Source organism: Rhizobium sp. P1_C7, assembly GCF_056406295.1.
Genome location: NZ_JBFUAL010000009.1, coordinates 95,790 through 122,171, shown reverse-complemented (window position 1 = coordinate 122,171; position 26,382 = coordinate 95,790). Strand labels below are relative to the sequence as shown.

The 26,382-nt window shown below is 59.7% G+C and carries 25 protein-coding genes and 1 pseudogene; 17 read left to right on the top strand and 9 right to left on the bottom strand.

What is annotated here, in order from left to right; genetic code table 11:
- The first annotated feature begins 123 nt into the window (after positions 1-123).
- Positions 124-1,329 carry a YbfB/YjiJ family MFS transporter gene (locus AC1D2R_RS16080; RefSeq protein WP_477968270.1) on the top strand — a complete coding sequence of 402 codons (1,206 nt, stop codon included), beginning with the start codon at positions 124-126 and terminating at the stop codon, positions 1,327-1,329.
- A gap of 7 nt (positions 1,330-1,336) precedes the next feature.
- Here AC1D2R_RS16080 and AC1D2R_RS16075 read toward each other — a convergent pair whose 3' ends face one another.
- The 4 genes from AC1D2R_RS16075 to AC1D2R_RS16060 form a co-directional block, all read right to left on the bottom strand.
- Complete coding sequence (locus AC1D2R_RS16075) at positions 1,337-2,017, bottom strand: response regulator transcription factor (RefSeq protein ID WP_477968269.1); 681 nt, start codon at positions 2,015-2,017, stop codon at positions 1,337-1,339.
- Positions 2,018-2,227: 210 nt separating this feature from the next.
- Positions 2,228-2,596, bottom strand: coding sequence for a response regulator transcription factor (locus AC1D2R_RS16070; protein WP_477968268.1), 369 nt, complete (start codon positions 2,594-2,596; stop codon positions 2,228-2,230).
- Positions 2,593-5,493 carry a PAS domain-containing protein gene (locus tag AC1D2R_RS16065; RefSeq protein WP_477968267.1) on the bottom strand — a complete coding sequence of 967 codons (2,901 nt, stop codon included), beginning with the start codon at positions 5,491-5,493 and terminating at the stop codon, positions 2,593-2,595. Before AC1D2R_RS16065 ends, AC1D2R_RS16070 begins: the two co-directional genes overlap by 4 nt.
- A 1-nt stretch (position 5,494) precedes the next feature.
- The gene (locus AC1D2R_RS16060) at positions 5,495-6,154 is read right to left on the bottom strand and encodes an MEDS domain-containing protein (RefSeq protein WP_477968266.1); all 660 of its coding nucleotides are present in this window, start codon (positions 6,152-6,154) and stop codon (positions 5,495-5,497) included.
- A 305-nt stretch (positions 6,155-6,459) separates the two neighbouring features.
- On the opposite strand from AC1D2R_RS16060, the pseudogene AC1D2R_RS16055 reads away from it, so the two are divergent.
- Both AC1D2R_RS16055 and AC1D2R_RS16050 read left to right on the top strand, forming a co-directional pair.
- Positions 6,460-6,594: pseudogene (locus AC1D2R_RS16055) on the top strand (type 1 glutamine amidotransferase domain-containing protein); the annotation flags it as partial.
- A gap of 107 nt (positions 6,595-6,701) precedes the next feature.
- Entirely contained in the window at positions 6,702-7,163 is a 462-nt protein-coding gene (locus AC1D2R_RS16050; protein WP_477968265.1) for a YybH family protein, read from the top strand.
- Positions 7,164-7,311: 148 nt separating this feature from the next.
- Here AC1D2R_RS16050 and AC1D2R_RS16045 read toward each other — a convergent pair whose 3' ends face one another.
- Together AC1D2R_RS16045 and AC1D2R_RS16040 are read right to left on the bottom strand one after the other, a co-directional pair.
- Positions 7,312-8,370, bottom strand: a complete 1,059-nt coding sequence (locus AC1D2R_RS16045; RefSeq protein ID WP_477968264.1) for an LLM class flavin-dependent oxidoreductase — start codon at positions 8,368-8,370, stop codon at positions 7,312-7,314.
- A 190-nt stretch (positions 8,371-8,560) separates the two neighbouring features.
- Complete coding sequence (locus AC1D2R_RS16040; protein ID WP_477968263.1) at positions 8,561-9,607, bottom strand: alpha/beta fold hydrolase; 1,047 nt, start codon at positions 9,605-9,607, stop codon at positions 8,561-8,563.
- Between the two features lie 227 nt (positions 9,608-9,834).
- Here AC1D2R_RS16040 and AC1D2R_RS16035 point away from each other — a divergent pair, with 227 nt between their 5' ends.
- Positions 9,835-10,059 (top strand): hypothetical protein, encoded by a 225-nt coding sequence (locus AC1D2R_RS16035; RefSeq protein ID WP_477968262.1) that lies wholly within the window; start codon positions 9,835-9,837, stop codon positions 10,057-10,059.
- Between the two features lie 292 nt (positions 10,060-10,351).
- Here AC1D2R_RS16035 and AC1D2R_RS16030 read toward each other — a convergent pair whose 3' ends face one another.
- Entirely contained in the window at positions 10,352-12,646 is a 2,295-nt protein-coding gene (locus AC1D2R_RS16030) for an FdhF/YdeP family oxidoreductase (RefSeq protein ID WP_477968261.1), read from the bottom strand.
- Between the two features lie 396 nt (positions 12,647-13,042).
- On the opposite strand from AC1D2R_RS16030, the gene AC1D2R_RS16025 reads away from it, so the two are divergent.
- From AC1D2R_RS16025 to AC1D2R_RS15995, 7 genes are all read left to right on the top strand, one after another.
- Positions 13,043-13,351, top strand: coding sequence for a hypothetical protein (locus tag AC1D2R_RS16025; RefSeq protein ID WP_477968260.1), 309 nt, complete (start codon positions 13,043-13,045; stop codon positions 13,349-13,351).
- Positions 13,352-13,598: 247 nt separating this feature from the next.
- Positions 13,599-15,893 (top strand): PAS domain S-box protein, encoded by a 2,295-nt coding sequence (locus AC1D2R_RS16020; protein ID WP_477968259.1) that lies wholly within the window; start codon positions 13,599-13,601, stop codon positions 15,891-15,893.
- 248 nt (positions 15,894-16,141) lie between these two features.
- Positions 16,142-16,690 carry a VOC family protein gene (locus tag AC1D2R_RS16015; RefSeq protein ID WP_477968258.1) on the top strand — a complete coding sequence of 183 codons (549 nt, stop codon included), beginning with the start codon at positions 16,142-16,144 and terminating at the stop codon, positions 16,688-16,690.
- A 615-nt stretch (positions 16,691-17,305) separates the two neighbouring features.
- Positions 17,306-18,019, top strand: coding sequence for an SDR family NAD(P)-dependent oxidoreductase (locus AC1D2R_RS16010; RefSeq protein WP_477968257.1), 714 nt, complete (start codon positions 17,306-17,308; stop codon positions 18,017-18,019).
- A gap of 70 nt (positions 18,020-18,089) precedes the next feature.
- Positions 18,090-18,722, top strand: a complete 633-nt coding sequence (locus AC1D2R_RS16005) for a DsbA family protein (protein ID WP_477968256.1) — start codon at positions 18,090-18,092, stop codon at positions 18,720-18,722.
- 36 nt (positions 18,723-18,758) lie between these two features.
- Positions 18,759-18,995, top strand: a complete 237-nt coding sequence (locus AC1D2R_RS16000; protein WP_477968255.1) for a tautomerase family protein — start codon at positions 18,759-18,761, stop codon at positions 18,993-18,995.
- 294 nt (positions 18,996-19,289) lie between these two features.
- On the top strand, positions 19,290-19,682 hold the full coding sequence (locus AC1D2R_RS15995) for a tautomerase family protein (protein ID WP_477968254.1): 393 nt from the start codon (positions 19,290-19,292) through the stop codon (positions 19,680-19,682).
- Between the two features lie 89 nt (positions 19,683-19,771).
- On the opposite strand, the gene AC1D2R_RS15990 is transcribed toward AC1D2R_RS15995, so the two are convergent.
- Positions 19,772-19,921, bottom strand: a complete 150-nt coding sequence (locus AC1D2R_RS15990; RefSeq protein WP_477968253.1) for a hypothetical protein — start codon at positions 19,919-19,921, stop codon at positions 19,772-19,774.
- A gap of 227 nt (positions 19,922-20,148) precedes the next feature.
- Here AC1D2R_RS15990 and AC1D2R_RS15985 point away from each other — a divergent pair, with 227 nt between their 5' ends.
- A complete protein-coding gene (locus AC1D2R_RS15985) occupies positions 20,149-20,850 on the top strand; it encodes a type 1 glutamine amidotransferase domain-containing protein (RefSeq protein ID WP_477968252.1) in 702 nt (233 codons plus the stop codon).
- Positions 20,851-21,327: 477 nt separating this feature from the next.
- Here the strand turns inward: AC1D2R_RS15985 and AC1D2R_RS15980 are convergent, their stop codons facing one another.
- A complete protein-coding gene (locus AC1D2R_RS15980; RefSeq protein ID WP_477968251.1) occupies positions 21,328-21,585 on the bottom strand; it encodes a DUF2171 domain-containing protein in 258 nt (85 codons plus the stop codon).
- A 272-nt stretch (positions 21,586-21,857) separates the two neighbouring features.
- Between AC1D2R_RS15980 and AC1D2R_RS15975 the strand changes: the two genes are divergently transcribed.
- The 5 genes from AC1D2R_RS15975 (at position 21,858) to hflK (ending at position 26,382) form a co-directional block, all read left to right on the top strand.
- Positions 21,858-23,609, top strand: a complete 1,752-nt coding sequence (locus AC1D2R_RS15975) for an MOSC domain-containing protein (RefSeq protein WP_477968250.1) — start codon at positions 21,858-21,860, stop codon at positions 23,607-23,609.
- 46 nt (positions 23,610-23,655) lie between these two features.
- Positions 23,656-24,252, top strand: coding sequence for a redoxin domain-containing protein (locus AC1D2R_RS15970; protein WP_477968249.1), 597 nt, complete (start codon positions 23,656-23,658; stop codon positions 24,250-24,252).
- Between the two features lie 227 nt (positions 24,253-24,479).
- Positions 24,480-24,617, top strand: coding sequence for a hypothetical protein (locus tag AC1D2R_RS15965; protein WP_477968248.1), 138 nt, complete (start codon positions 24,480-24,482; stop codon positions 24,615-24,617).
- Between the two features lie 12 nt (positions 24,618-24,629).
- Positions 24,630-25,142, top strand: a complete 513-nt coding sequence (locus AC1D2R_RS15960) for a dihydrofolate reductase (protein WP_477968247.1) — start codon at positions 24,630-24,632, stop codon at positions 25,140-25,142.
- A gap of 154 nt (positions 25,143-25,296) precedes the next feature.
- Positions 25,297-26,382 carry an FtsH protease activity modulator HflK gene (gene hflK, locus AC1D2R_RS15955; protein ID WP_477968246.1) on the top strand — a complete coding sequence of 362 codons (1,086 nt, stop codon included), beginning with the start codon at positions 25,297-25,299 and terminating at the stop codon, positions 26,380-26,382.

The window sequence follows — 26,382 nt, the reverse complement described above, 5'->3', positions numbered from 1 at the left end:
TACGACCGACGTGGCCACCCCATAACAGACGAAGCGCTGGCGAAATCCGCTCGGCCGAGCCTGTTTCGTCGCCGGCTGCCCGCTGGTTCACGACCGCACACGTCCAAATATGGAGGTTCACTCATGTCCCAGCACGCTCGAAAACAACGCGTCGTTGTTCTTGCCGGATCGGCGTCGCTGGCCATCGCCATGGGCGTGGGGAGGTTCGCTTTTACGCCGATCCTGCCGATGATGCTGCACGACGGCATTCTCGACCTGAGAGTTGCGGGTCATCTCGCGACGGCAAATTACATAGGCTACCTCGTCGGCGCGCTCGCTGCGATGCTGGTCCCAAAGAAGTGGGATCAGACCACGGTGATAAAACTGGCGCTCTGCCTTACGGTCGTTTTCACCGCCCTGATGGCCTTGCCCCTCCCGTCTGCCTGGATAGCGCTGAGGTTCTTGGCCGGCGTCGCTTCGGCTGTCGGTTTCGTATTCACGTCGGGATGGGCTCTCGCAGAACTGGCCGGGACTTCCGGCTCGGTGGGCAGCGCGATCTATACCGGGCCTGGCGCGGGCATCGCGCTATCCGGCCTCACTGCAAGCGCCATGAGCGCCGCCGGGTCGACCGCGCAGTTGGGCTGGGTGACGTTCGCGGCAATGTCGGCGTTGATGAGCGCCGTCATCTGGAACGTCTTGCGAAAGCAGAGGAGAGCTGTCGATCCTTTCTATCTGGGAACAGCAAGAGGAACATCCGGAAAGGTCCCACGAACTGAGATGCCATTGTTTGCAGTCGCCTATGGGCTCGCGGGCTTTGGCTATATCGTCACCGCGACCTATCTGCCGGTCATCGCAAAGAATGCGATACCCGGCTCGCCGTTGCTCACAATCTTCTGGCCTCTGTTTGGGACGTCCGCCGTTGTGGGCTCGCTATTGGCGGCGCGGCTCCGAAAGAGCGCGGACGCCCGGCTCTACCTCATCGCGTCCTATTTGGTGCAGGCTGCCGGAGTCGCGCTTTCGGTCGTCTGGCACGACGCCGTCGGGCTCGCTTTCAGCAGCATCCTGGTAGGCGTTCCGTTCACCGCAATAAGCTTTTTCGCCATGAATGAAGTAAGAAGGATCCGCTCAACCCACCACGCCCGCCACATGGGATTGTTGACCGCGGTGTTCGCCGTCGGCCAGATCATGGGACCACCCGCTGTCGGAGCTATCTTGAGCCATGAGCCCAATGTTGATGCAGGTTTTGCCCTGGCCCTTGGAATCGCCAGTATCACCCTCGTGGTCGGGGCAGCGATATTCGTGGTTATGATCGTATTGTTCCCCGCCGAGGGAAGCCCACACAAAACCTGACGCTCGTTCAGTTGATCTCGGGACCGCATTCGATGCGAAGCTTTGCGGCCATGTTGACGAGTTCCGGAAGGGAACGGGCGCTCATTTTTCGCATCACCTGGCCGCGATGCGCTTTCACCGTGATCTCGCTGATGTCGAGTTCGTAGGCGACCTGTTTGTTCATCAGGCCTTTGACCACACCCGACATCACTTCGCGCTCTCGAGGGGTGAGCGCATCGAAGCAGCACTGTAGTCGACGTCGTTCGTCGTCTTCGCGCAGAAGCACTTCACTCTTGAAAAGTGCAGATTGAATGGCTTCCAACAGCGCCGTGGCGTCGATGGGTTTTGTGAGAAAATCCAAGGCGCCGCCTTTTATCGCCTTGACCGTTATCGGCACGTCTCCAAAGCCGGAAACGAATATGATCGGCATCCTGCTTCCGCTGACGGCAATCATGCTCTGAAGATCCAGACCGTTCAAGCCGGGCATGTTGACGTCGAGAACGAGGCAGCTCGGCGCAGAAGGCAGTGTAGCCTCCAGGAATGCCGGCGCGGAGTCGAAGAGAAGCGGCAGCCAGCCCGCGGAAGCGATGAGCAGTTCAAGGGACTCTCTGACAGAAACGTCGTCGTCAACGACGCACACGGTAGGTCGCTCTATGGCATCGACAGGCGAGGGGGTCGCATAATTCATTGCCGAGTTCATCCGGTACATGTGCTGCCTCCTAAAGAGGGCGCCAAGCTCGTCCAATGGAATTGGACCATATCACGATACGGCGTCGATGGTACTGCCCTGTCGTCAATTCAAGCATCCGCCACCCCGCAACGGGAGGATGCCCTTTTGCGCCAGAATGTCCATTGTACGATGGTATCGGCGGCCGGCGACACTGTTGCAGGTCACCCCCGTCGGGCGCATCAACGCGCCTTATTTAAAGACCCGGTCGAGGGCAGTCCGTAGTGCAGTGTCGCTGAAGGGCTTGGTGAGACAATCGACTGCCCCACGTCTGATGAGTGGCAGTCGCTCGTCGTCACCTGTATGGGCAGTGATGAAGACGACCGGAATCGTCTTGCCCCGGCGAGCAAGTTCGTCCTGCAACTCAGGACCGGACATGCCAGGCATGGCCACGTCCAACACCAGGCATTCGGTCTTGGCGGCCCAGACCGATTGAAGGAATTCGGCGGCTGACGAGAAAGCCTGTACTTCAAATCCAAACACTCGAAGCAAATCCGGCAAAGACTCTCTTATCGACAGATCGTCGTCGATGACCGCTACAAGCGGCTGCGATGACGTCATGATCGGCCCGCCGGAAACGCTTTGTCACCGTCGTTGAGAAGTTGCTCCGATGTGTCAGGGATGGAGAAACCGAATGTCGCACCGATCTCCGGGTTACTCCTCCCCCAAATCTCTCCGCCGTGGGCTTCGACGATCGAGCGACTAATGGACAGACCGATGCCCATGCCGTCCGCTTTCGTGGTGTGGAACGCGTCGAACAGCTGGTCCGCTTCGGCGCTTCCAATTCCGCAGCCGGTATCCTCGACTGATAGGCGGAGCGCCCTATCTGCCGCGAGCTCGGTGCGCAAGACTATGTCGCGAGGGTGTTGCGACCGGTCGCCAATTGCGTCGATCGAATTTCGAAGAAAGTTCATTATGACCTGCTGAAGCTGTACACGGTCTCCCCCGACGAAAGGCAGTGTCTCGCAAAGTTCTGCACGCAGAGATATCCGGTGTCGCTGCATGTCTGTCGAAAGAAGAGAGATCACCTCGATCGCTGCGTCGTTGATATCGACAGGTTCGAAAGTGGACGTTCCCCGCTTGAAAAGCACCCGCAGGCGAGTGATGACGTCGGCCGCCCTGTTGGCGTCGCGTATGGTCCGGCGGGCAGTCTCACGAGCGCCGTCGATGTTCGGCGGATCCGCGGACAGCATGCGCACCGAAGTGCTGGCGTTCGTGACAATTCCCGACAAAGGCTGGTTGACCTCGTGGGCGATCGCGGCAGCCATCGTACTGAGGCTCATGACACGGGCGATCTGCGCTAGTTCCGAGCGCAGCTTATCGCGGGCTTCTTCGGCCAACCGCTGTGCCGTGACGTCCTGAACCGCCCCGAGACATTCCGTGGTACCGTTCAGATGCTTTATGACACGTCCAACGACCCTTACGTACTTCACGCGATCACTGACACTCAATCTGATTTCGTAATCTGGATTGTCGCTCCCCGAGCGAACGTTGCTCATCTTCTCGGCAAGGAGCGGAAGATCCTCGTGGTAGACACGCTCCGTTATGCCAGGAAAATCGACGACCGCGTCGGGTGGAAATCCAAAGATGCGGTGGAGCTCGCTGGAAAATGTGATCTCGTCGGTGTCGACCTGCCAGGAGAATGTCCCAGTCAGGCTGATCCGCTGCCCTTCTGCCAACAGCACCTCGCTCCGACGAAGCTGTTCTTCGTCCATCTTGCGTTGCGTTATATCCGTTATCGCTCCGATGAACTCCGGCGCCAAGCGGTCTGGCCCTATGTTTTGAAGGACAAAGCGCACATATTTGACCTTCCCGTCCGGCATCAAAAGGCGGTGTTCAAGCTCCAGGTTCGCCCCATCTTCTGCGGCTTTCGCTACAACGGCTTGAACTTCGGTCAAGTCGTCCGGATGGCACCTGTCGAACATAAGCTTGACACTTGGCTGTCGCGATTTTGGATATCCTTCAACCCGGTAGGCCTCATCGGACCAAAACACTTCCTGGGTCAACGGCTTCCACCAAATGCTGCCGGTGTCCGTAAGCATCTGTCCTTGTGCTAGAAACGCGGCGCTCTTTCGAAGAGCCTCTTCAGCTCGCTTTCGGTCGTCGATGTCAGTATTGGTGCCATACCATCGCGTAACTGAACCATCTTCGGCATAGACGGGATTTGCGCGGAACAGGAACCATCTGTATTGCCCGTCAGACCTTCTAAGTCGCGCTTCAGTTTCTCCCGGGCGCTTAGAAGCCATGAGCGCCGCCCAGACACCAGTGAGGTTTTCGGCGTCTTCAGGGTGCAGCGCAGCCATCCATCCCCATCCGTGAGCCTCCTCGGACGTAATACCCAGAAAGGAGAGAAAGTGCTCGTTGAAGAAATCCGCGGTTCCATCCGCCAATGTCGACCAGGCCATGACCGGGATCGCGTTGATGATCTTGTTCAACTCTCTCACGTTTGTAGCGCGTGCTTCGTCCGCACGCTTTCTGTCCTCTACGTCAGTAAGGAAGACATACCAGCGCAGTATCGAGCTCGGAGCTGTTAGCAACGGCACGCCGCGTACTTCGAACCATCGATGGATGCCGTCGTTTCGCCTCAGCCGTAATTCGCAATTGAAAGCCTCCGCTTTCGGGGCCGAACCGGCGAAGGTGGCCCTGGCCGCGTCCCGGTCGTCGGGATGAATGCATTCGGTCGTTCCCCAGCTTCCGAACTCTCCCGCGTCTATGCCGCAATACTCGATCAGCCGCGCGTTCGCAGCCTGCACAGTGCCTTGAGGGGACAGTGTCGCCACCAGAACTGACATGCTATCGACGATAAGGCGCGCGCTCAACTCGCTGGTATGCAATGCCTCCTCGGTCTGTTGTCGCTCGACGATTTGCTTGCGTAGGGCGTCGTTGGCGACGCCGAGCTCCGTCGTACGCTTCGCGACAAGTCGATCGAGTTCAACCGCGATGTGTTGTTGTTGAGAAAGTCGCGACGCTTCGTTGGTCGCCAACGCGACCTGGTTTGCCGCGACGTTGAGGATCAGCCTGTCTTGCTCCGAGGGGAATGACGCTTTTCTTCGCGATCCGGCGACCAACACACCAGCAGTCCGATTGAGCCCAAGCTGCATGATGATCGTGCCATATGACGTTCCATCATGTTCCAGGGTCGCGTAGTGGGGCCAATCCCAAAGACTGCTTCCAAACACCTTGCGAAGGTGCTCGCCCAGCTCCCCCGCGTCGCGATAGATACCAAGGCGGGACAGGCGTGCAAGTTCCGTACCGGTCTCCTCACGCGGGCTCGTCAGCAGAAGGAAGAGAAAATCGACATCGAGTATTGTATCGAGGGCTTCGAGAAGGGTATTGCCGATCTGGACGAGGTCGCCTCCTGTCCACACTGAAGGCAGCGCAGTCACCGTTACCAGGTCGTTCAAGCACCGGCGGAGACGTTCGTTTTCGGCGGCATCGGGTGCAGAGAGATCTGACATGTCATCGTTCCGATCCGCGCTGCTGATTCCGGGCAGTACTTCTCGCGCGCAACTCGCCGAGAAATTTCTCGGGCGTTATGTAGAAAGGGTTTTCCTGAAGCACGCCTCCTATGACGACAAATGGATGCGTTCGCAGCATGTCGACCACCGTCTCGCCCCCGAATTTGGCGAGGTCGTAGACACAGATCACGACGTCGTCATGTCGGCTCCAGACGTCGTTGACGCGAGCCTCGAATTCGATGAGATCGAGCAAGTGGGGCCGATCGTCCGCAGCCCAGTCCATTTGGCAGACGATCCGGCTCAGGGGGTATGGCCCTGAGGCGTTGCCGCTGGCGAGGCTCTTGAAGGTCTCGAGCATGCGGTGCTTGTCGAAACGGCCGTCTTTCAGGTACGCATCGACCGTCGTCTTGATTTCGAGCTGTCCAGATTTCTCCGCCGCGTCCGTGTCAATGCCCTCGCACCGCAGACGATTTAGATGCGCTTCCCGCTGATCCGGATTGACGAGATGGATCGCCTTTTGGCAGCAGTCGAACCCCTCGCGAATGAATGGCCCCAGAACACGGTAGGCGTCGTCGTCGCTGTTGAAGAAGGCACAAACATGCCTCGGCCGGGTCAAATTCGAACCGGCGAAGCTGATAGGAGCGGACTTGGCTGGCGTCATAGGCCACCGCTCCCTTTTCGATCGTCCGTTGCGGTCGGACAGCTAGTACCGATCAATATCCCGCCTCAGATCTTTCCATTCGGCCTGGTTGGCGAGCAATCATGCATCAACTTTCAATCTCAGTCTACATTGTCCAAATTGTTGCTTCATGCCGCTTCAAAAGGGCCTCGCGCGGCTGGCGGATGTTCTGACGACACCTTCGTACAATAGATCAGCTTCAGTTTCTGTAGGAGCTTGTCCGCCACTCTCCCGTCGTCGTCCAGCCGTTCCAACATGCGCTGGCCAACACATCTGGAGGAAGGCAAATGAGTAAGATTTTGACGGCCCTTGCGTCGCATGACCGCCTCAGTGACACCGGACGAAAAACTGGCTTCTGGTTGGAAGAATTCGCGGCGCCGTACGATGTCTGCAAAGATGCGGACGAAACCATAACCGTCGCAGACTGGGAACGCTTCGCGATCGTGGACGGCCGCCTGATAACCGGCCAGACCCTCGCCGCCGGGCGGCCGCTTCTACAGTTAATCCATAGCGACGTGGAGGTTTCGAGATGAAGTGGCGCCTCATCGAGGTCACGGGAGACGAGACGAAGGCAGACGACGGCGGACCGCTCGATACCCTGATCGATTTCTATAGGGCCTTCAATGCTGGCGACTTGGCGGGGCTTGAGGCCATCTGGTTCGAGGGGCAGGCGCCCAGCATGGACAATCCTATCGGCGGCATTCGACGCGGATGGGGGTCGATCTCGGAAGGGTACTCCAAGCTCTTTGAGGGGCCGGCGACGGTTCATGTGATCTTCCATGACTTCACCAGTCAGGGTGGCGACGACTGGCATCTATTCGTAGGTCGCGAACGAGGCGCATGTCAGACGCCGACCGAGACAATGGATTTGGCCTTCCGGACCACGCGCTGGTTCGTCCGGAACGACGGCCGGTGGAGACAGCTTCATCACCATGGATCGATCGAAGATCCTAAAATGCTTGCAGACTATCAGAGACTGATCTTCGGCTAGGTGAAAGGGTGCGTCGGCGCATGCCGAAGCACCTCGTGTTTGAGGGGACTGCCTTCAAAGGCATTTCGCTTTCTTCGTCGAAGTCGGAACTCAGGGCAACGGAACGGTAGCGCCTTTTGCCTTGTCAGTTCGACGAGCGCCATCGACATCACTTTAAGCCATTCTGCGGTTCGTCATGGTGCTTTACCCTAACCAGCGGAGCAACCGCCGTGCCGAGCAGTTCGATTGACCGGCGCATCGCTTCAGTCTCCAGCGCGGCGGTGCTCATCTGGAAAGTGAAGCGAGAAACCCCTCCAAATGTCCTGTTGACATACAACATCTTCGCCGCGACCGTTTGTGGGCTACCGACGATGAACGCGCCATGCGGGCCGCACATATGTTCGAATTGGGCTTGCGTCGGGGGCGGCCAGCCCCGTTCTTTTCCGGCTTCCGTGAACATCTGAAACCAGCCGGGGAAGAACGCTTCCCTGGCAGCCTTGTCGGTCTCTGCGACAAAACCGAGAGCGTGGACGCCGATCCTCTGGTTCTCGGGAGAATGGCCAGCGGCGAGCCATGCGCGACGATAGAGCTCGACCAAGGGCAGGAAACGCTCGAAGCTTCCGCCGATGATGGCGACCATCAGTGGCAAACCAAGCGTTCCTGCGCGGACGAAGGAACCGGGCGTACCGCCGACGCCCAGCCAGATCGGCAAAGTGGGTTGATGTGGGCGAGGAAAGACACCCTCGCCATTGAGCGAAGGACGAAAGCGGCCTTGCCACCTGATATTGGGTTGCTCTCTGATCTTGAGCAGCAGGTCGAGCTTTTCTACGAAAAGTGCATCGTAATCCCGCAAGTCGAAGCCAAACAGGGGATAGGCGTCCACGGACGAGCCGCGACCCACCACAATTTCCGCTCGGCCGCGGGATATGAGGTCCAGGGTGGAAAACTCCTGGAAGACCCGCACGGGGTCGGCGGCGCTCAGGACGGCGACAGCGCTTGTCAGCCTGATCGACTTCGTGCGTGCAGCGGCTGCCGACAAGATCACGGCAGGCGCTGAGTCAAGCGCGCTTTCTCGATGGTGTTCGCCCATTCCGAAGACATCCAGGCCGACTTGATCCGCCAGTTCGACCTCGGCGAGCACGCTCTCCATACGATCGACGGCTGACTGCAACCGGCCCGTAGCAGGGTCGGTCAGAAGCATCGCAAAACTATCGACACCGATTTCCAATGATGGATCCTTTCAAGGCCTGGTTGCCGCCAGCACTCTGAAGCGTCGATGCCCTCCGGCAGAATGCGAGCCACTCATCACACGGCAGACGAGCGTCGCGCCAGCCTCCTTTTTATGATGGAAATGATCGAAATATTCGATACGTGAAATGGGTCACGAGGTCTCCCGCGGTCGGCCGTTCTTGTTGCCGTCATGCCCAGGAAGCGGCATCATGTACCGCCTTGGCGAAGGCCTCAGGCGCCTCCTGAGGGAGGTTGTGGCCGATCCCGCCTAAGACCAGACGGTGTTCGTATTTCGCCTTGAACTTCCCGGCGTAGGCCTTGGGATCGGGATGGGGCGCTCCGTTTGCGTCCCCTTCCATCGTGATCGTCGGCACCTGGATCTCAGGAGCGGATGCGAGCTTGGTTTCGAACTCGTCGAACCTTTTCTCTCCCTGCGTCAATCCGAGCCGCCAACGGTAGTTGTGGACGACGATCGCGACGTGGTCCGGATTGGAGAATGCTGCGGCGCTCCGTTCGAACGTGGCGTCGTCGAACTTCCAATGCGGGGAGGCGAGCTGCCAGATCAGCTTGGCGAAGTCGTTCGTGTATTTTTCATATCCTTCGCGACCGCGGTCTGTCGCAAAATAAAACTGGTACCACCATTGGAGTTCGGCGGACGGCGGCAACGGCGCCTTTCCGGAAGTCTGGTTCCCGATCAGATAGCCGCTGACGGAGACAAGCCCCTTGCAGCGCTCCGGCCAGAGCGCGGCGACGATGTCGGCTGTACGAGCGCCCCAGTCGAAGCCGGCGACGGTCGCCCTCTCCATCTTGAGAGCGTCCATCAGCTTGACAGCGTCGATGGCAAGCGCCGACTGCTGGCCATTGCGCATCGTGTCGCCGGAAAGGAACGTCGTACTGCCGTATCCGCGCAGATGCGGCACGATCACGCGATGACCCCTGACGGCCAGCAACGGGGCCACCTCGGCGAAGCTATTGATGTCGTATGGCCAGCCGTGAAACAGGAGAACCGGCGACCCGTCTCTAGGACCGAGTTCGGCATATGCGATGTTGAGGTCTCCGGCGTCGATACGTCCGTCGGCAACGAGTCCATGGTCATTCGTCCGTGCGGCCTTCGCCGCCTTCGTGCCCTGGTCCGCACCCGAGGCCCGTCCCGCAAGGATTCCCGCCGCCGTCAGTCCGAGTGCGACTCCGCTGAAGGACCGACGTGTGAAGTTCGCCGTTTCAAGATTTGGCATGACTGCTTTCTCCGATAATGGACTGCTGAATGGCTGCCGCCCGAGATTCTGCTCGCGGGGGCGTTCGCCGGTGGAGTTTGGGACAGGCGGGTGAAACCCGCTAGTGGACGAAGGTGTCGGGCATACCAACGTATCGCCGATACCTATGTGCAACTGCCTACCTTTGAGCTGTTCGACATAGTGACCTCCTGGCCGCGGTGTTCGGCCGACAAGCCTCAGGAGACACGATGAGTGACAGAGACGACGAACCGTCGGGCACAATCTTCCCCGGCGTCGTGATCCTTCTTGCGATGGCGGTTCTCGTCGGTACCTTGGTATCGATCAGGACACCTGTCGCTTCAGTCCGTATCTGGGTCCCCGTCCAGTCCAGTGGCGCTCACTCCGTCGGGACCAGGTCGACATCGCCGTGCTCGCCAGTGTCGGCGGGGTGCAATCCTGCAGACCCGGTCTGACATTGTGCATCGAAGGGCGGCGAGACAATGAAGCGGCACGACACCATGTGCGGGACACCGCTGGGGCCCGAAGACGTGGCCATGATACGCGGCCTTATCAGGACCATTGAGAAAGCCGCCAGTGCGAGAGACAAGGTGCGCAAGCCGAGGATGCGGCCAGGCAGCTCCTCCGGCGGTTCCAGAGCGCAACGACAGACCAAGGGAACCTTCGGCGTCTTCTCAAGACTTGAGACGACCGCCGCATCGACGCTTCAAGATGACGAATGAAACCCTCAGGCCGTCGGGCCGCTGTTTAAGATAGTGCGGGTGTCACCCTGACTGGTACGCCCTTGTAGGACGGGGTCCCGGACTGCCGATCGAAGTGGCGCAGGGACACGACGACATTCATCTCCGGATAGTAGCCCGCGATCGACCCTCTCGGAATATCGTAGGCGACCGCCGTGAAGCCACTCACCAGATGCTTGGCGTCGTCCTCGCCGATCAGCCCCCGGACGTCGATACGGTCGCCGTCCTTCAGCCCTCGACGCTCGAGATCCTCCGCGTTCATGAAAACCACGTCGCGCCGGCCGAACACTCCGCGATATCGATCGTCCAGCCCGTAGACTGTCGTGTTGTATTGATCATGACTGCGGATGGTGGTCAGCACCAGAGCGTCCTGGCGTTCAGGCAGAACGTCGTCGGAGAGGCCGGGAGACAGCAGGAAGTTCGCCTTGCCGTCGGGCGTGTTCCAGCGGCGAAAGGAGGCAGCGACGTCAAGCCTGAAGCCGCCTGGCTTGCGCACGCGCTTGTTGAACTCGAAGAAATCAGGAAAGACCTCTTCGATCTTGTCGCGGATAAGGTCGTAGTTCGCGACCAACCCGATCCAGTCGATGCCATGGCGGTTGCCAAGCGTAGCGCTTGCGATCCCAGCGATGATCGCCGGCTCGGACCGGACAAGTTCGCCGGGCGGATTCAGGAAGCCTCGCGAAGCATGCACCATGGACATCGAATCCTCAACGGTGACCGCTTGCGGACCTGATGCCTGCGTATCGAGGTCGGTGCGCCCAAGACACGGCAGAACGAGGGTGGTCTTCGCCGTCAGCAGATGGGAACGGTTGAGCTTCGTGGCGACGTGGACGGCTAGATCGAGGTTCCGCATGCCTGCGAACGTGGCCTGCGAATCCGACATGGCAACCGCCAGATTTCCGCCAAGGCAGATCAGCGCCTTCGCTCGCCCATCGATGGCGGCCTCCACGGCCTCGATCGCGTTGTGACCTTTTTCATTCGGCGGGCGAAAGCCGAAGGCGCGCTCGATACCGTCGAGGAGCGCCTTGTTCGGAATTTCGGTTATGCCGACTGTCCGGTCGCCCTGGACATTGGAATGACCGCGGATCGGCGCGATGCCCGCGCCTTGGCGACCAATGTTCCCGCGCAGCATCAGGAGGTTGGCGATTTGCTGGACGTTGTAGGTTCCCCTTTCATGCTGCGTGATGCCCATGCCGTAGCAGACGATCACCTTCCCGGCGCTCGCGTAGACGCCCGCCGCGCGCGCGATGGCCCCCTTTGTCAGGCCACTGGCCGCGACGATCTCGTCCCAACCGGTGGCTTCGATTTCGGCGCGAAGCCGGTCGAACCCTGACGTGTGCTCGCCGATGAAAGGCCGATCGAGTATGCCGTAGCCGCCCGCGGCAAGACTTGCCGCGTCGAGCTCGAGCACCGCCTTCATAAGGCCCTTGAGTGCAGCCAAATCGCCGCCGACACGGACCTGGTGATAGGCAGAGGCGATAGGGGTCGAGGACAGCGTGACCATCTCGACGGGATCCTGAGGTGCTGCAAACCGCTCGAGCGCGCGCTCCTTCAGCGGATTGAAGACGATGATCGGCACGCCGCGCCGCGCCGCTTCATGCAGCGTCGTCATCATGCGCGGGTGGTTCGTGCCCGGATTGTGCCCGAAGCTGAAGATGGCATCGGCGTGATCGAAGTCTTCGAGCGTCACGGTGCCCTTACCGACGCCGATGGACTTCGGAAGCCCCACACTGGTGGCTTCATGACACATGTTCGAGCAGTCTGGAAAATTGTTGGTGCCGTAGGCCCGGACGAATAGCTGATACAGAAACGCAGCTTCGTTCGACGCGCGTCCGGACGTGTAGAATTCCGCCTGATCGGGAGAGCCGAGCCTGTTCAATTCACTCGCGACGAGCGCGAATGCCGCGTCCCAGTCGATCGGTTCGAAGCGGTCGCTGTCGGCGTCATATCGCAGCGGAAGCGTCAGGCGTCCGGCATCTTCCAGCTCGTGGTCCGTCCAGTTCCAGAGTTCCGACACGGTGTGCGCTGCGAAGAAGCTTGCGTCGGTTCTCTTTGCGGTCGACTCCCACGTGATCGCCTTGGCGCCGTTTTCGCAAAACTCGAACGAGGAGGTGTGCTTGGGATCTGGCCACGCACATCCGGGACAGTCGAAACCTTCCGGTTGATTTGCCTTCAGCAAGGTCCTGCTGCCCTGGGCGACGATCTGCTGATGGGCCAGCGTCTTTGCAACTGCCTTCAATGCGTCCCAGCCACCCGCTGGGTGATCGTAGCGCTGAATACCGTCGGGGCGTTTCTTCTTCATTGCAGACTCCTTGATAGGTGCTTTCGACTTGGAGCGGTTGGACACCCACTTGGCGACCAGATCCATCTACACGGGCGACCATGGCACATGAGCAGGATTCTCGATCCTGAAAGAGGCCGTCTCCAGGCGGATGGAGACGGCCTAGGGCGGATCTTGGCTTAATCCGCGCGCGCTCCAGCGGAGGGGAGGACGCAGGAGCGTTTCGCTGCTTGCAGCGTATCGCCTTGTGGAGGACGGAGGCGACATATGGAAGGTAGACCGGCCGCCGCCGTTGCATAAGTGGACTTTGGTATTGGCCCGTTATGCTTTGGTATTGGCCTGCCATGGTTTGGCCTTGCTGTCGGACAACAAGCACCGCCCGCAGTGTGAACTGCACCATCGAAAAGGGATGACTTGATGATGAAACGAATGGTCCTCGCAGCGGCCGCGACGGTCTGCCTGTGCTATACAGCGTCGGCTTCGAGCGACGGTGCATGGAACGCTCTGTTTGCCAAAGCGAATGGAACCTGCATCGGCCAGTCAGGATTGACGACGCCCGAGGCATCAGCTCCAGTGGTCTTCGACGATGTGACCGGCAAGATCGCCGTGCTGCTTCGCGGGCAGTCGGGTCGAGGCAAATCCAAGTCAAACGTGAACCTCATCTGCCTCTACGACAAGAAATCCGGAAGGGCGTCGATCGCCGAATATCGCTGGCTCGGCAACTGACGGGTCCAATTGCGGGCTGATTGGTGCGCAGGTGGGGGGCGAGTGCGGGGGTACCTGCCTGCCGAAAGGCCGGACGACTGCCCCCTGAGGCACTCCGTCACGGGCGTCGATCCCGAACTACTTATGAGCGATTGCCGTCAGCCCGGCCCAACCAATAGTACTCTATGGATTTACTGGTATTTGGATTGTACGTTCAGGTGATAAAGGCGATTGCAACGCAAGACATCGCGTCGGGGATTTCATCGCAATGGGCTACGAAATCCTGGTCCTTAAAACTCTTCTCGACGCAGTGCTTAGCGGACTGAAAGTAGATTTCGCCTGCATACTCCTCAATGAAGGGCCGCGTAACGGGACCTTCGAAATGGTGCGGAGTTCGCAAGAATTCACGACGGGCGACGTCCAGACCAGCATCAACCGCCTTCGTTCCCCGGATACGGGCGATTTTCGCGACACGGTGACCATCGCTGGAACCACGATCGCGCTTCATGTGACCTCGGTCGGCGAGGGAGACGTGTCGGGAAAACTCATCGTTGGTTCCAGGCGGCAGGGTTTCCCGCTTGACGACGAGCGCCGATTATTGTCCCAAGCCGTCCTGCAGGCAATGATCGGGCTTCAGCACGGGCGGGCTGAAAGGAGCGGGGATGATCGCTTTGAACCCAAGAACACAGCCGATCTTACCGAAGTGGTGGATTCCATTCCCGGCCTCGCATGGTCGGCAGCCCCGGACGGTTCGGCCGAATACTTCAACGGCCACTATCTGAACTATGTCGGTCTGAGCGCGGACCAACTTCGGGGCATCGGCTGGACGGCGACGGTGCATCCAGACGACATCGACGGGCTAGCGGCAGAATGGCGTGGGATGTTGTCCTTGCGTCGTGGAGGTGAAGCCGAGGCGCGGCTGCGTCGTTTTGATGGCGAATATCGCTGGTTCCTTTTCCGCACCAACCCATTGCTCGACAGATCGGGGGCGGTCGTACGTTGGTATGGGTTGAACATCGATATCGAGGATCGAAAGAGCGCCGCCGATGCGCTCGAGGCGAGCGAGTTCCACTTGCGTCAGCTCACCGAGACCATCCCGCAGGCGCTCTGGAGTGCGACGCCGGACGGGGCCATAGGGTATCTCAACAAAAGAGGCCTGAAATTCCTCGGTGTCGAAGCGGACGATCTGACGGATGGAACCTGGTGGACCGATGGACTTCATCCCGACCAGGTGGAGGCGACCATTCGAACGTGGCGGCATTCGGTCGCCACCGGGGAGCCTTATCAGGTGGAGGTTCTCAACCGGCACCCCTCTGACAAGGACTATCGTTGGGTTGATGTGAGGGCGCTGCCGATGCGCGGCGACAACGGCGAAATTCTCATGTGGTACGGCAGCCTCATAGATATTCATGACCGCAAGATGGCGCAGGAGGATATGGCGGCCAGCGAGAAGAGACTGCAGCTTATCATCGATACGATACCGGGCATGGTCTGGTCAGCACTTCCGGACGGAGGGGGCGATTTTGCAAATCGTCACTTCCGCACATACCTCGGTCTGTCGATGGACGAAGCTCGGGACTGGGGCTGGGCGTCGGCGGTCCACCCGGACGATCTCCCGGAGCTGATGGAGGCCTGGCGTGTCATGGCGGAACTCAGGCAGGCCGGAGAGTGTGAGGCAAGGTTGCGCCGCTTCGATGGGGAGTACCGGTGGTTTCTGTGTCGTGGCAATCCCCTCGTGGATGCCGCCGGCGACGTTAAGTGGTTTGGGATCAACGTTGATATCCATGATTGGAAGCTCGCACAGGACGAACTGCGCGAGGCGCAGGCGGAGCTTTCCCACATGACCCGTGTCATGGGGATGGGGCAGCTCACAGCCGCCATCGCCCACGAACTCAGCCAGCCACTGTCAGGCATCGTGACAAACGCCAGCGCGGGCCTGCACATGCTGAGCACGGAGCCGCCGAACGTGGCAGGTGCACAGGAAACGGTCCGGCGGACAATCCGAGATGCGAACCGCGCTTCGGACGTTACCGAGAGGCTTCGGGCGCTCTACAGCAAAAGTGATCCCGTGGTCGAGGTGGTGGACCTCAACGCCATTGCTCAGGAGGTTATTGGCTTCGCCCACGGCGACCTGCGCAAGAATGGCGTGAGCCTGCGAACCAGTCTCGCCGCCGATCTTCCGGCGGTCAGAGGCGACCGCATCCAGTTGCAACAGGTCATCTTCAATTTCATCAAGAATAGCACCGAGGCGATGAACGGCGTCGTCGGTCGTTCAAAGGATCTGGAAATTTCCACCACGCTGGAGGGGGCGGGTCATGTCCGTCTCGCCGTCAAGGACGCAGGAGTGGGTTTCGATCCGGTGATGTCCGAAAAGCTGTTCAGCCCGTTCTTCACCACAAAGACGAACGGCATGGGGGTGGGCCTGTCGGTTAGTCGCGCAATCGTCGAGAGCCATAACGGACGCCTATGGGCGGAGCCGAACAATGCGTATGGCGCGACGTTTGCCTTCTCGATCCCGGCAGGCGGAGCTGTGTTGGCCAGTTCCGACAGTGACATGTCTTGACGAAACGAAGCCCTTGGCGACCCCCGGCCGATCCTGGCCAGCCCGCAGGAAGGTCACAATGTCTCAGCCCAATCCGGGTGGCCACTGTACGATGGTGTCGGGAACATCAAGGTATTGGGAGTCCAATTTGCCTCAGCTTGGGTGGCCATACCTAAGTGCAATGGCGGGAAACCGCCTCATCCATAAGCTTGTCCTTGCTTTCGCCGTCCATCAAATCCCGCTGGCGATCGTTCACAAGGAGCATTGTCATGGATAGCGAACTCAAAACGACCACGAAAGAAGCCTTGCAGACCGTTTCAGGTGTTATGATGACGCTTGAGCTTGCCGTCATCGCCGTTTCCGACGCCGACCGGAGCAAACTCTTTTACGCAAGTCTAGGCTGGCGGTTCGATATCGATTTCCAAGGCGACGACTACCGGGTGATCCAGTTCACTCCGCCCGGATCAGGATGCTCCGTCATGTTCGGACGAAACATCACCGCGGCGCCCGCTGGTTCGTCGCGCGGATTGCATCTGGTCGTTTCGGACGTGGAGGCCGCGCGACGTGATCTCTTGTCTCGAGGCGTAGAGACGAGCGAGCCCTTCCACGATGTCGGTGGAATATTCCATCATTCCGATGGACGGGGCATCACCCTTGGCGTCAATCCCGAGCGGAAAAGCTATGCGTCCTACGTGGTGTTCCACGATCCGGACGGCAACGAATGGACCATTCAGGAGATCACCACTCGCTTGCCGGGCCGCAGGGGCGATACGGCGTTTACCGACCAGCTCACCAAGGCCGTATGGCCCCCGAATTAAGGTCCACGTTTCATATCGTCCTCTTTGGCCGACCTTTCCCCGGAGGGAACATCGTCGCTCACTCACTGACCGTTCAGTCCACGGCTGGCAGCGCGCCTCCTCGTGCGCTCAGCCCTTTGGTCCATCGCAACCCATCGATTGTCTACCGGTACAATATCGCCCGCGTTCGTCGGTGCTGCGTTATCTTTCAAACACATATCCCCGGGCTGCCACCACGACATATGTCCGAGACGACACTCCAGCGGTCAGTCGGCTGGGTCGAACTCAAATGCCTAACACGGCGGTTGCTTGGTACCGGACGGAGTCTGTCGGCCAACGAAATTCCAGGATCACCGACCTACGCCAGGGCCGTCGATGACACTCCCCGTCAATACGCTCCGCCTCACAGTCAGACGGCAAATCCAACGTCCGAGCCGTCCTGGAAACTGCGGTTCCGCCACTGATTTCCACCAGATGACATCACCGGTATTCTATCACTATCCCGAAAAACGGTTGAGTGAATGCCGTTGTGTGGCAATTCTCCCGACGAGCGACAAGACTTAAATCATTTGCACCGACGCCGAGGGCGGCGGGCGGCCCGAGCAAGGACCGCTGCAATTGAAAAGGACCTATATCATGAGCAATCAGCAGAAGGTCGCCATCATCACCGGCGCATCGCAGGGTATTGGCGAAGGTCTCGTCCGCGCCTATCGCGAGCGGAACTACCGCGTCGTCGCCACCTCGCGTTCGATCAAGCAGGGTTCGGACGATGGCGTGCACGCCGTGGCAGGAGACATCTCCAGTTCGCAGACGGCAGACCGCGTCGTCCGCGAGGCACTCGAGCGCTTCGGCCGCGTGGATACGCTGGTCAACAACGCCGGCGTGTTCACCGCAAAGCCGTTCGTCGACTTCACTCAGGAAGACTACGACCTGAACTTCGGCGTCAACGTCGCCGGTTTCTTCCACATCACCCAGCGTGCGGCCAGGGAAATGCTCAAGCAGGGTTCCGGCCACATTGTCAGCATTACGACGAGCCTTGTAAACCAGCCAGTCGCCAGCGTACCTGCGGCTCTCGCATCGCTCACCAAGGGCGGGTTGAACGCAGTGACGAAGGAACTGGCGATCGAGTTCGCCAAGACCGGTGTCCGAGTGAACGCCGTGTCGCCGGGCATCATCAAGACCCCGATGCACGCTCCTGAGACTCATGAGTTCCTGTCGGCGCTTCATCCCGTCGGCCACATGGGCGAGATCCGCGACATCGTTGACGCCGTGATCTACCTCGAGGGCGCAAGCTTCGTCACCGGAGAGATCCTCCACGTCGACGGTGGTCAGAACGCTGGTCGCTGGTAGGCCTCGATGAGGAACCAGGTGCGTGGCGTGAACGTGCCACGCACCCTCCTGGCAAGTGAAAGGAAAGACAATGGAACTCGTATTGGCCGCCGATCCGATGTGCTCATGGTGCTATGGATTCGGCAAGCAAATGGAGCTTCTGCTCCAGCGGCGTCCGGGCACCGTCTTGAAGATCGTCCTCGGGGGACTTCGCGCGGGCGCAACCGACGTTCTCGACGACGCAGGCAAGCAGTTCAGACTGCACCACTGGGCGAAGGTCGAGGACGCCAGCGGTGTGCCATTCAACCGTGAAGGCCTGCTCGCCCGAACCGGCTTCATCTACGACACCGAACCCGTCTGCCGCGCGGTTGTGACCGCTCGAATCCTTCGGCCGGAAGCGGACCTTCTGAAGGTCTTCCGTGCATTCCAGCACGCCTTCTACGTCGATGCGCTCGACACCACGAACGGCGCGGTGCTTGCAGATGTTGGATCCCGCGCGCTCGAAGCGCTTGATCATCCCGTCTCCCTCGACCAATTCCTTGAAACGTGGAAGAAACGGAGCACCATCGAAGAGGCCGCGACAGACTTCGCGACGGCTCGTGCCATGGGCGTTTCCAGCTTCCCCACGCTGTTTTTGAAGAAGGGTGGAACTCTTCGCAGGGTCGGCGCTGGATATGCACACGTCGACGAACTTGAGAAGCATCTTGCGGCAATGGCCGCCTAGCAGATCGATCCAGGTCTCGAACGAGGAGATTACGAAATGCCAATAGTCACCGTACAGGTAACCCGCGAAGGCACGAAGCCCGATCGCAGCTCGGTCACCGCCGAGGAGAAGGCCGCGATCATCGCCGGCGTGAGCCAGGTCATGCTCGACGTTCTCAACAAGCCGCTGGAATCGACCTACGTGGTGATCGAGGAGGTCGAACTGGACAACTGGGGCTGGGGAGGCCTTCCGACTGCACAGTACCGGAAGAAGAAGGCTGAAGGAAAAGCCTGATTCCGGCAGAGATCCGGGGAACATGAACATCACGCCGCCGGTGGCCGGCCGGCGGCGTTACGAAGGTGGCAGGGCCATCGCTCAGCAACTGGGACCCGGGACCCCATCAACGTATCAGCCATACCATCGTTCAATTGTGCTGGATTCCGTTCTGACCGATGTCTGGATCCCATGCCTGGCGACGTTTCGATCGCAATGCCGAGGAACAGAAAAATTGTGAAGCGGCGCGTTGGAACTCGTGCCGACTTTTTCCGAAGCGCGGGCAATAGATGCAACACCTACGGGAGACGCCCGATGCCCCTCGTTAAAGTACACGTCTTGAAAGGCCGTTCACCTGCGGAGCTCGATACGCTGCTCGACACCATCCACGACGTCGTCGTTGAATCCTTTGGAGTTCCGCATAAGGATCGATATCAAATCCTTCACGAGCACGGCTCGTCGCACCTCCGGGCGCTGGATACCGGGCTCGACATCGCACGGACCGGCAAATTCCTTCTGCTCGAAATTATCAGCCGTCCGCGATCCCGCGACGCCAAAGTGGCATTCTACTCGAACCTCGCACTCGCGCTGCAAGCTCGCTGCGACGTCGGACCAAACGACGTGATGGTCTCCATGCTTAACAATTCGGACGACGACTGGTCGTTCGGCTTGGGCAGGGCGCAGTTCCTGACAGGGGAGCTTGAATAGACACTGATCGCCCCAGTGGTTGAGATCGCTGTCATCGAATACGAAGCAGGCGCTCCGATACCGTTGGGCTTGCGATACGGCGCCGCCCGTCATTGACGGTCGATGATGGACCGGCCGACCGAAGGCCCCATGCCCATGCCCATGCCCATGCCGTCGGGTTTCGTCGTGTCGAAGGCGTCGAATATCGTCGTCGAGACAGGTTTGGCAACTGTCCCTCGTTGCTGAGGTTCGTGAGCCATGGGAGCAATGACGTCGGGCGGGGGAGCTCGACATCGCCTGCCCGAATTCACGATTGGCGATGAGTATGAGCGATACGATCGTCAGAACGTTTTTGCTTCCCATCTGGCGCTAACCGATACCAAGGTACAGGCGATACCAACGTGCAAATGTAATCCGAAGCGATCCTCGGCATACTTCGGTTCGTGCAGTCATTGCGCTGCGGAACAGAATTGGAAGGAGCCGAACGATGAAGATTCTGATGGTATTCACCTCGCATGACATGCTCGGAAACACCGGGCGAAAGACGGGATTCTGGCTCGAAGAGGGTGCTGCGCCCTACTATGTCTTCCGCGACGCCGGCGTAGATTTGACGCTCGTGTCACCCAAGGGCGGCCAGCCGCCGGTCGACCCCAAGAGCGATCTGCCAGAGAACCAGACTCCAGCCATGACGAGGTTCAAGCAGGACGCGGTCGCACAGAAAGTGTTCGCGACGACAAAGAAGCTGAGCGAAGCGCGCTCCGAAGATTTCGACGCAGTCTTCTATCCTGGCGGCCATGGTCCCATGTGGGATCTCGTGGACAATCCCGAGTCGATCAAGCTCATCGAGTCTTTCTACAACTCTGGCAAGCCTGTCGCTGCAGTCTGCCACGCGCCCGCCGTGTTGCATCGGGTGACCTATCAAGGAGCTCCGATCGTCAAGGGCAAGCGGGTGACGGGCTTTACCAACGGCGAGGAGGAAGAAGTGCAACTCACGAAGGTCGTGCCGTTCCTCGTCGAGGACGAGCTGAAGCGGCTCGGCGGTCTCTACGAGAAGAAGCCGAACTGGGAGAGCTTCGCAATTACCGACGGCAGGCTGATCACGGGACAAAATCCGGCATCTTCGACCGCCGGAGCGCAGGCACTCGTCAAGCTTCTCACCAGCGCGAATGCCGGCGTAACCGCCGCTTAGGCCAGGCATATATGAGCGAAAAGTGGCCGCGAGATGAGTACTCGCGGCCGATCTTGAACGACGAGATGCGCGAGGCATGGGTTTCGATGCCTGTCGGCAGTTCCCGCGTTCGGCGGCACAGGGGCAGAACTGGTGGTCGTCGAAGATGGCAATGATATCGAGGTGAGGGCGAAAGCCGCCGAGAGGCGGCAGGCCGTCTCGGGCGGGAGGGAGACGGCTGCCCGGATCTGGACGATCCGCTTGCTCCAGCGGAGGGGAGACGTTGAGGGTTCTTCGGTTTTGCCAGATCGTCTCAGGCGCTGGATGAAAGCTGTCTTGAGCAGCCGGGTCGCCTAAGTGAACTATGGTATTGCCCGTTGGTGCCGGAAGAGATCCAGAATGGCTGACGCCGCCGGGAACTCCGATCTCAGGTGAACTCCAACCTTTGAGCCTGGGAACCTCAGATCCGCCGCAAATACCTGGCGGATCTGGGCTCGATCAGACTGGCTGACCGCCATCCTCTTCTTCGAACGTGACCGCAACGTCCGCGTTCGCCGAAAGACGGACCGTGTCGCCTTCCACGTCAGCTACGAGACTGATGTCGATAAAGTGGTGATGACCCTTGTGAGAACCTTCACCGCTATCCTTCTTGGTCAACTTGATACGGTCGCCGTCGACCCTGTCGACGGTTCCAACGTGGACGCCGTCCGCGCCGATAATTTCCGCATGTTCTTTTATTTTCGAGTGATCGATCATTTTCGTTCTCCTTTGTGCGAGGACAACGCACCGGGAGGGCAAAAGTGCCGTTGTCCTCGCACGCTTGCTGGCGGCTGCTCGCTTTCGTTGCGCGACGAAAAAGCCAGCCTTCCTGAAGCGTTTCCGTCCAACGAATGTGTCGGGCGATACCATCGTATAATGGATCGAGGGAGCGTAAGGTTGTTCTCTGCCCTGGAAGACGGTTCGGGTCGCCCGTGGCGTTACCTCGCTGGGCGACGCAGCCCTCGTCATCACCGTTGGGAGAGCGTGGCATGGTCTACCTGCTTTCGGTCAACGTCGGCCTGCCGCGCGACATCGAATGGCAGGGAAGGGTTGTGAACACTGCCATATGGAAGATGCCTGTCGAGGGCTTGCGCATGGTGCGTCGCCTGAATATCGACGGCGACGGGCAGGCGGATCGTGCCGGGCACGGTGGCGAGACGCGCGCGGTGTATGTCTACCAAATGGATTCCTACCGCTATTGGGAGGAACACCTAAACCGGAGCGATTTCGTCTCCGGCCAGTTCGGCGAGAATTTCACCGTAGAGGGCCTTCCGGACGCAGAAGTGTGCATCGGCGACCGTTATCGCATCGGCGAAGCCCTGTTCGAAGTGACGCAGCCACGTGTCACCTGTTACCGGCTTGGTATCAGAATGAACGTGCCGGAAATGGCGGCGCTATTGGTGTCGCACGGGCGACCGGGATTCTACTTCCGTGTCCTCGAAGAAGGAAAAGTTCAGGCAGGGGACGAAATCACACAGGTGGCATCGGGGAAGGGCGGCATGACAGTCGCCGACATCAATGCCCTTCTCTACAAGCCGGGTCATCCGCGCGATCGGCTGGAACGCGCACTGCAAATTCCGGCCCTTAGTGCCGGCTGGCGTCGCTCGTTCCAGGCATTGCTGGAAGAGACCGACGCCTCTACCGGAAATGCAGGGCTTACCGGAAAGCCGCACACCAGGCCGGGGTGGAACGGCTTTCGTCAATTCAGGGTATCGCGCAAGACGGTAGAGAGCGATCGCGTCACGTCCCTCGAGCTCGAGCCGACCGATGGCAAGCCGCTGGCGGACTATCAACCAGGGCAGTTTATCGTGCTGCGGCTAAGGCCGTCTTCCGCTCCGCTTCTGCTGCGCAGCTACTCCCTGTCGGGTAGGTTGGACGGCATGCATTACAGGGTTAGCGTCAAAAGGGAAAACCACGGCGCGGCCAGCCGCTACGTCAACGGCGAACTGAGCGTTGGCGAGATAGTGGAGGCTAGCGCCCCGCGCGGCGGCTTTACGCTGGTGCCGGGCGACGCGCCTGTCGTCCTGATGAGTGCAGGTATCGGAGCGACGCCCGTCCTGGCCATGCTTCATGCCCTGGTTGCCGAACATTCTACAAGAGTAATCTGGTGGCTCTACGGCGCGCATAATGGCCGGGAGCATCCGTTTGCAGGAGAAGTGCGCGGGCTTCTAAGATCCCTCCCGAATGCTCGAAGCATGATATGCTACAGCGCGCCCGACCCTCGCGATGATCCGGGCATCGATTACGATAAGCGATCCCACCTGGATGCTGCGGTGATCGAGGAGCTGGGCCTGCCTTTGGACGGCGACTTCTATCTCTGTGGACCGTCGAGTTTCATGAGCGATCTAACAGCAGGGATCGCTAACCTCGGCGTCGAACCCGGTCGCATACACACCGAAATGTTCGGCTCGAGGTCATCGATAACGCCAGGAATCGCTGCTTCGCCGAGCCGACCGCCGCATCAGCCGGACGGGCCTCCCGGATCGGGTGCTCTGGTCACCTTTGCCCGCAGCGGTCTCAGCGTGCCGTGGAACTCGCAGTTCACCAGCCTGCTCGAACTCGCTGAGGCATGCGACGTGCCGGTGCGCTGGTCATGCAGGACCGGCGTCTGCCACACGTGTGAGACGGGAATGGTCTCTGGTGCGGTTTTCTACCGTCCTGAACCGATCGACTATCCGGCGGAGGAAAACGTACTTCTTTGCTGCGCCAAGCCGAAAGCCGACATCGTCATCGATATGTAGCGTTCCTGCTCCCGCCAGTCATTGCCAACGCGAAATGGAGAAACAGATGAGATCGGACATTGTGCCCGGAGCCGCCTTCCCAGACTACGAACTGAGCGATCACACGGGAAAGCGCCGGAAGCTCTCGGAACTTCAAGGGTGGTATCCAATGGTGCTTGTCCTCAGCCGCGGCAGCTTCTGCCCGAAGGACCGTCGCCAGGCGGAAGGCCTCCTTCAACTCCACCGAGAGATGGAAGTGGGATACTGCAGGCTGGTCACTATCAGTACCGACACCATCGTTGAAACCCACGAGTTTCGAAGTGGGGTCGGGGCGCACTGGCCCTTTTTGTCGGACCCGCGACGAACGGTCCAAAAGGACTTGGACATTGCAGAGTACACCGATCCGGGGCACGATCCGATGATTCCTCACGTCATCGTTCTTGAACCGGGACTGGTTGTCCATAAGGTCTACAATGGCTACTGGTACTTTGGTCGGCCGACAGTGGAAGAACTTCGACAGGATCTTCGCGCGGTCGGGAAGAAGTGCTTGCCGGACTGGGATATCACCCGGCCAGAGCTTCGCAAGGCTGTGGCGGAAGGGCGCAAGGAGCTGTTCTTTCCATACGGCAAGTCGATTGGTCAGTCCCTCGCCGACGGGTCGTGAGGCGGAGGGATGCCAGTCCGAACTCGTAACCTTGTCGGTGTGGGCACCTGCCGCCTATTGGGCAGATCCGGTGGCCTGCGCGACCAGGTAGTGTTTTTGATCGCGGGCAGATATTGCAATTCATAGTGTTGAAAAATGTGGCGTTATCCTGTTTCCACCACCCAGGCGCGACGATATGCGCGTGGGTCCGGTTCGGCCATTGACCCCCGCAGTCCCTGGCGGCGTCCATGGATGAAGAGATCATGAGCCGCACCAACGCTACGGTCTTCCGGCTAAATCAGGGGATACCGGCAGGAACTGTTAGACGGGTGCGGTCATTCCATGACATTATCGACACTGCGGACATCGAAATTATCGCCGCCTGACCGGGGAATTTCATGTCGGATATTCGCAAGACCATCGTCGTTGCCGTCGCCGAGAACGGCATCATCGGCCGCGACGGCGACATGCCCTGGAGGCTGGCGACCGATCTGAAGCGCTTCAAGGCGCTGACTTTAGGCAAACCCGTCATCATGGGCCGCAAGACCTATGATTCGATCGGCAAGCCACTGCCCGGCCGTCCGAACATTGTGATTTCCCGGCATGCCGCCATCGATCATCTCGGCGTGAGGACAGTCGGCTCAGTGGTCGAGGCCGTGGCCGTTGCCGAGGAACTGGCGCGGCAGGACGGCGTCAGCGAAATCTGCGTCATCGGTGGCGGTCAGATATATGGACAGGCCATCGGCCTTGCCGATCGTCTCTGCGTCACTCATGTGAAGACGGTCGTGGACGGCGACGCATCTTTCCCGGCTATCGATCCGACAGTTTGGCGCGCCGGGGAAACCGTCGATGTGCCGGCTGGCGACAAAGACAGCTACCCCACACGTTTCGTGGTCTACGACAGGCGTTGAACGCTGAAAACCAACTATTTTCCAATAAATATCGCCAAGTTCCTCATGTCGCGTTGAAAGCCGATGCGGCGATACCTATAACGGTCACGATCGCAGATCTCCGCCGCCCCCGTGGGTTCGGCGATCGCAAGTTTTAACGAACAACGAGGTTTTGATGCCCTGGAGCAATCAGAATGGCGGCGGCGGCCCTTGGGGCGGCGGCGGCGGTAACAATCAGGGACCATGGGGGCAGGGGCCGAACCGCCCACGCGGCGGTGGTGGCGGGAAGGGCGGTCCGCCCGATCTCGAGGATATCATTCGGCGTGGTCAGGACCAGCTTCGCGGCATCGTGCCGGGCGGGTTCAACACCGGCGTCCTTCTTATCGTTGCGGCTGTCGTCGCAGCGTTCTGGCTTTTCCAGTGCATCTATATCGTGCAGCCTGATGAGCGTGGCGTGGAATTGCGCTTCGGCAACCCGAAGTCGGAGATTTCGATGCCCGGCCTGCACTTCCACCTGTGGCCCATGGAAACTGTCGAGATCGTCAAGGTGACGGTGCAGCAGCAGAACATCGGTGGGACAACCTCTTCGTCGGCAACCGGACTGATGCTGTCGGGCGACCAGAACATCCTCAACGTTCAGTTCTCGGTCTTCTTCACCGTGACCGATCCGAAGGCGTATCTCTTCCACGTCGAGAATCCGGCGGAAACGCTGCAGCAGGTCGCCGAAAGCGCCATGCGCGAAGTCGTCGGCCGTCGTCCTGCGCAGGATACGTTCCGCGATAACCGCCAGCCGATCGAGGCCGAAGTCGCCGCCATCGTGCAGGGCACGATGGATCGCTATCGGAGCGGCATTTCGATCAATGCGATCACCATTCAGGACGTTGCGCCGCCGCGTGAGGTCGCCGATGCCTTTGAAGAAGTGCAGCGCGCCGACCAGGACAAGCAACGTCTCGTCGAAGAGGCAAACCAGTACGCCAACCAGAAGCTCGGCCAGGCCCGCGGTGACGCGGCGCAGATCCGGGAAGCGGCTGCTGCGTACAAGGATCGCGTCGTCAAGGAAGCGGAAGGTGAGGCGCAGCGCTTCAACTCCATCAATGACGAATACTCCAAGGCCCCCGAAGTGACACGCAAGCGACTGTTCCTCGAAACGATGGAGCAGGTGCTGAAGAATTCCAAGAAAGTCGTGATCGACGAGAAGCAGGGGGTCGTACCCTATCTGCCGCTCAACGAGATCGGCAAACCCGCACAGCAGGGAGGTTGA

Coding starts and splice junctions, on each gene's coding strand:
- AC1D2R_RS16080 (WP_477968270.1), top strand. CDS start 124: ATGTCCCAGCACGCTCGAAAACAACGCGTCGTTGTTCTTGCCGGATCG.
- AC1D2R_RS16075 (WP_477968269.1), bottom strand. CDS start 2,017: ATGTACCGGATGAACTCGGCAATGAATTATGCGACCCCCTCGCCTGTC.
- AC1D2R_RS16070 (WP_477968268.1), bottom strand. CDS start 2,596: ATGACGTCATCGCAGCCGCTTGTAGCGGTCATCGACGACGATCTGTCG.
- AC1D2R_RS16065 (WP_477968267.1), bottom strand. CDS start 5,493: ATGTCAGATCTCTCTGCACCCGATGCCGCCGAAAACGAACGTCTCCGC.
- AC1D2R_RS16060 (WP_477968266.1), bottom strand. CDS start 6,154: ATGACGCCAGCCAAGTCCGCTCCTATCAGCTTCGCCGGTTCGAATTTG.
- AC1D2R_RS16050 (WP_477968265.1), top strand. CDS start 6,702: ATGAAGTGGCGCCTCATCGAGGTCACGGGAGACGAGACGAAGGCAGAC.
- AC1D2R_RS16040 (WP_477968263.1), bottom strand. CDS start 9,607: ATGCCAAATCTTGAAACGGCGAACTTCACACGTCGGTCCTTCAGCGGA.
- AC1D2R_RS16035 (WP_477968262.1), top strand. CDS start 9,835: ATGAGTGACAGAGACGACGAACCGTCGGGCACAATCTTCCCCGGCGTC.
- AC1D2R_RS16030 (WP_477968261.1), bottom strand. CDS start 12,646: ATGAAGAAGAAACGCCCCGACGGTATTCAGCGCTACGATCACCCAGCG.
- AC1D2R_RS16025 (WP_477968260.1), top strand. CDS start 13,043: ATGATGAAACGAATGGTCCTCGCAGCGGCCGCGACGGTCTGCCTGTGC.
- AC1D2R_RS16020 (WP_477968259.1), top strand. CDS start 13,599: ATGGGCTACGAAATCCTGGTCCTTAAAACTCTTCTCGACGCAGTGCTT.
- AC1D2R_RS16015 (WP_477968258.1), top strand. CDS start 16,142: ATGGATAGCGAACTCAAAACGACCACGAAAGAAGCCTTGCAGACCGTT.
- AC1D2R_RS16010 (WP_477968257.1), top strand. CDS start 17,306: ATGAGCAATCAGCAGAAGGTCGCCATCATCACCGGCGCATCGCAGGGT.
- AC1D2R_RS16005 (WP_477968256.1), top strand. CDS start 18,090: ATGGAACTCGTATTGGCCGCCGATCCGATGTGCTCATGGTGCTATGGA.
- AC1D2R_RS16000 (WP_477968255.1), top strand. CDS start 18,759: ATGCCAATAGTCACCGTACAGGTAACCCGCGAAGGCACGAAGCCCGAT.
- AC1D2R_RS15995 (WP_477968254.1), top strand. CDS start 19,290: ATGCCCCTCGTTAAAGTACACGTCTTGAAAGGCCGTTCACCTGCGGAG.
- AC1D2R_RS15990 (WP_477968253.1), bottom strand. CDS start 19,921: ATGGCTCACGAACCTCAGCAACGAGGGACAGTTGCCAAACCTGTCTCG.
- AC1D2R_RS15985 (WP_477968252.1), top strand. CDS start 20,149: ATGAAGATTCTGATGGTATTCACCTCGCATGACATGCTCGGAAACACC.
- AC1D2R_RS15980 (WP_477968251.1), bottom strand. CDS start 21,585: ATGATCGATCACTCGAAAATAAAAGAACATGCGGAAATTATCGGCGCG.
- AC1D2R_RS15975 (WP_477968250.1), top strand. CDS start 21,858: ATGGTCTACCTGCTTTCGGTCAACGTCGGCCTGCCGCGCGACATCGAA.
- AC1D2R_RS15970 (WP_477968249.1), top strand. CDS start 23,656: ATGAGATCGGACATTGTGCCCGGAGCCGCCTTCCCAGACTACGAACTG.
- AC1D2R_RS15965 (WP_477968248.1), top strand. CDS start 24,480: ATGGATGAAGAGATCATGAGCCGCACCAACGCTACGGTCTTCCGGCTA.
- AC1D2R_RS15960 (WP_477968247.1), top strand. CDS start 24,630: ATGTCGGATATTCGCAAGACCATCGTCGTTGCCGTCGCCGAGAACGGC.
- hflK (WP_477968246.1), top strand. CDS start 25,297: ATGCCCTGGAGCAATCAGAATGGCGGCGGCGGCCCTTGGGGCGGCGGC.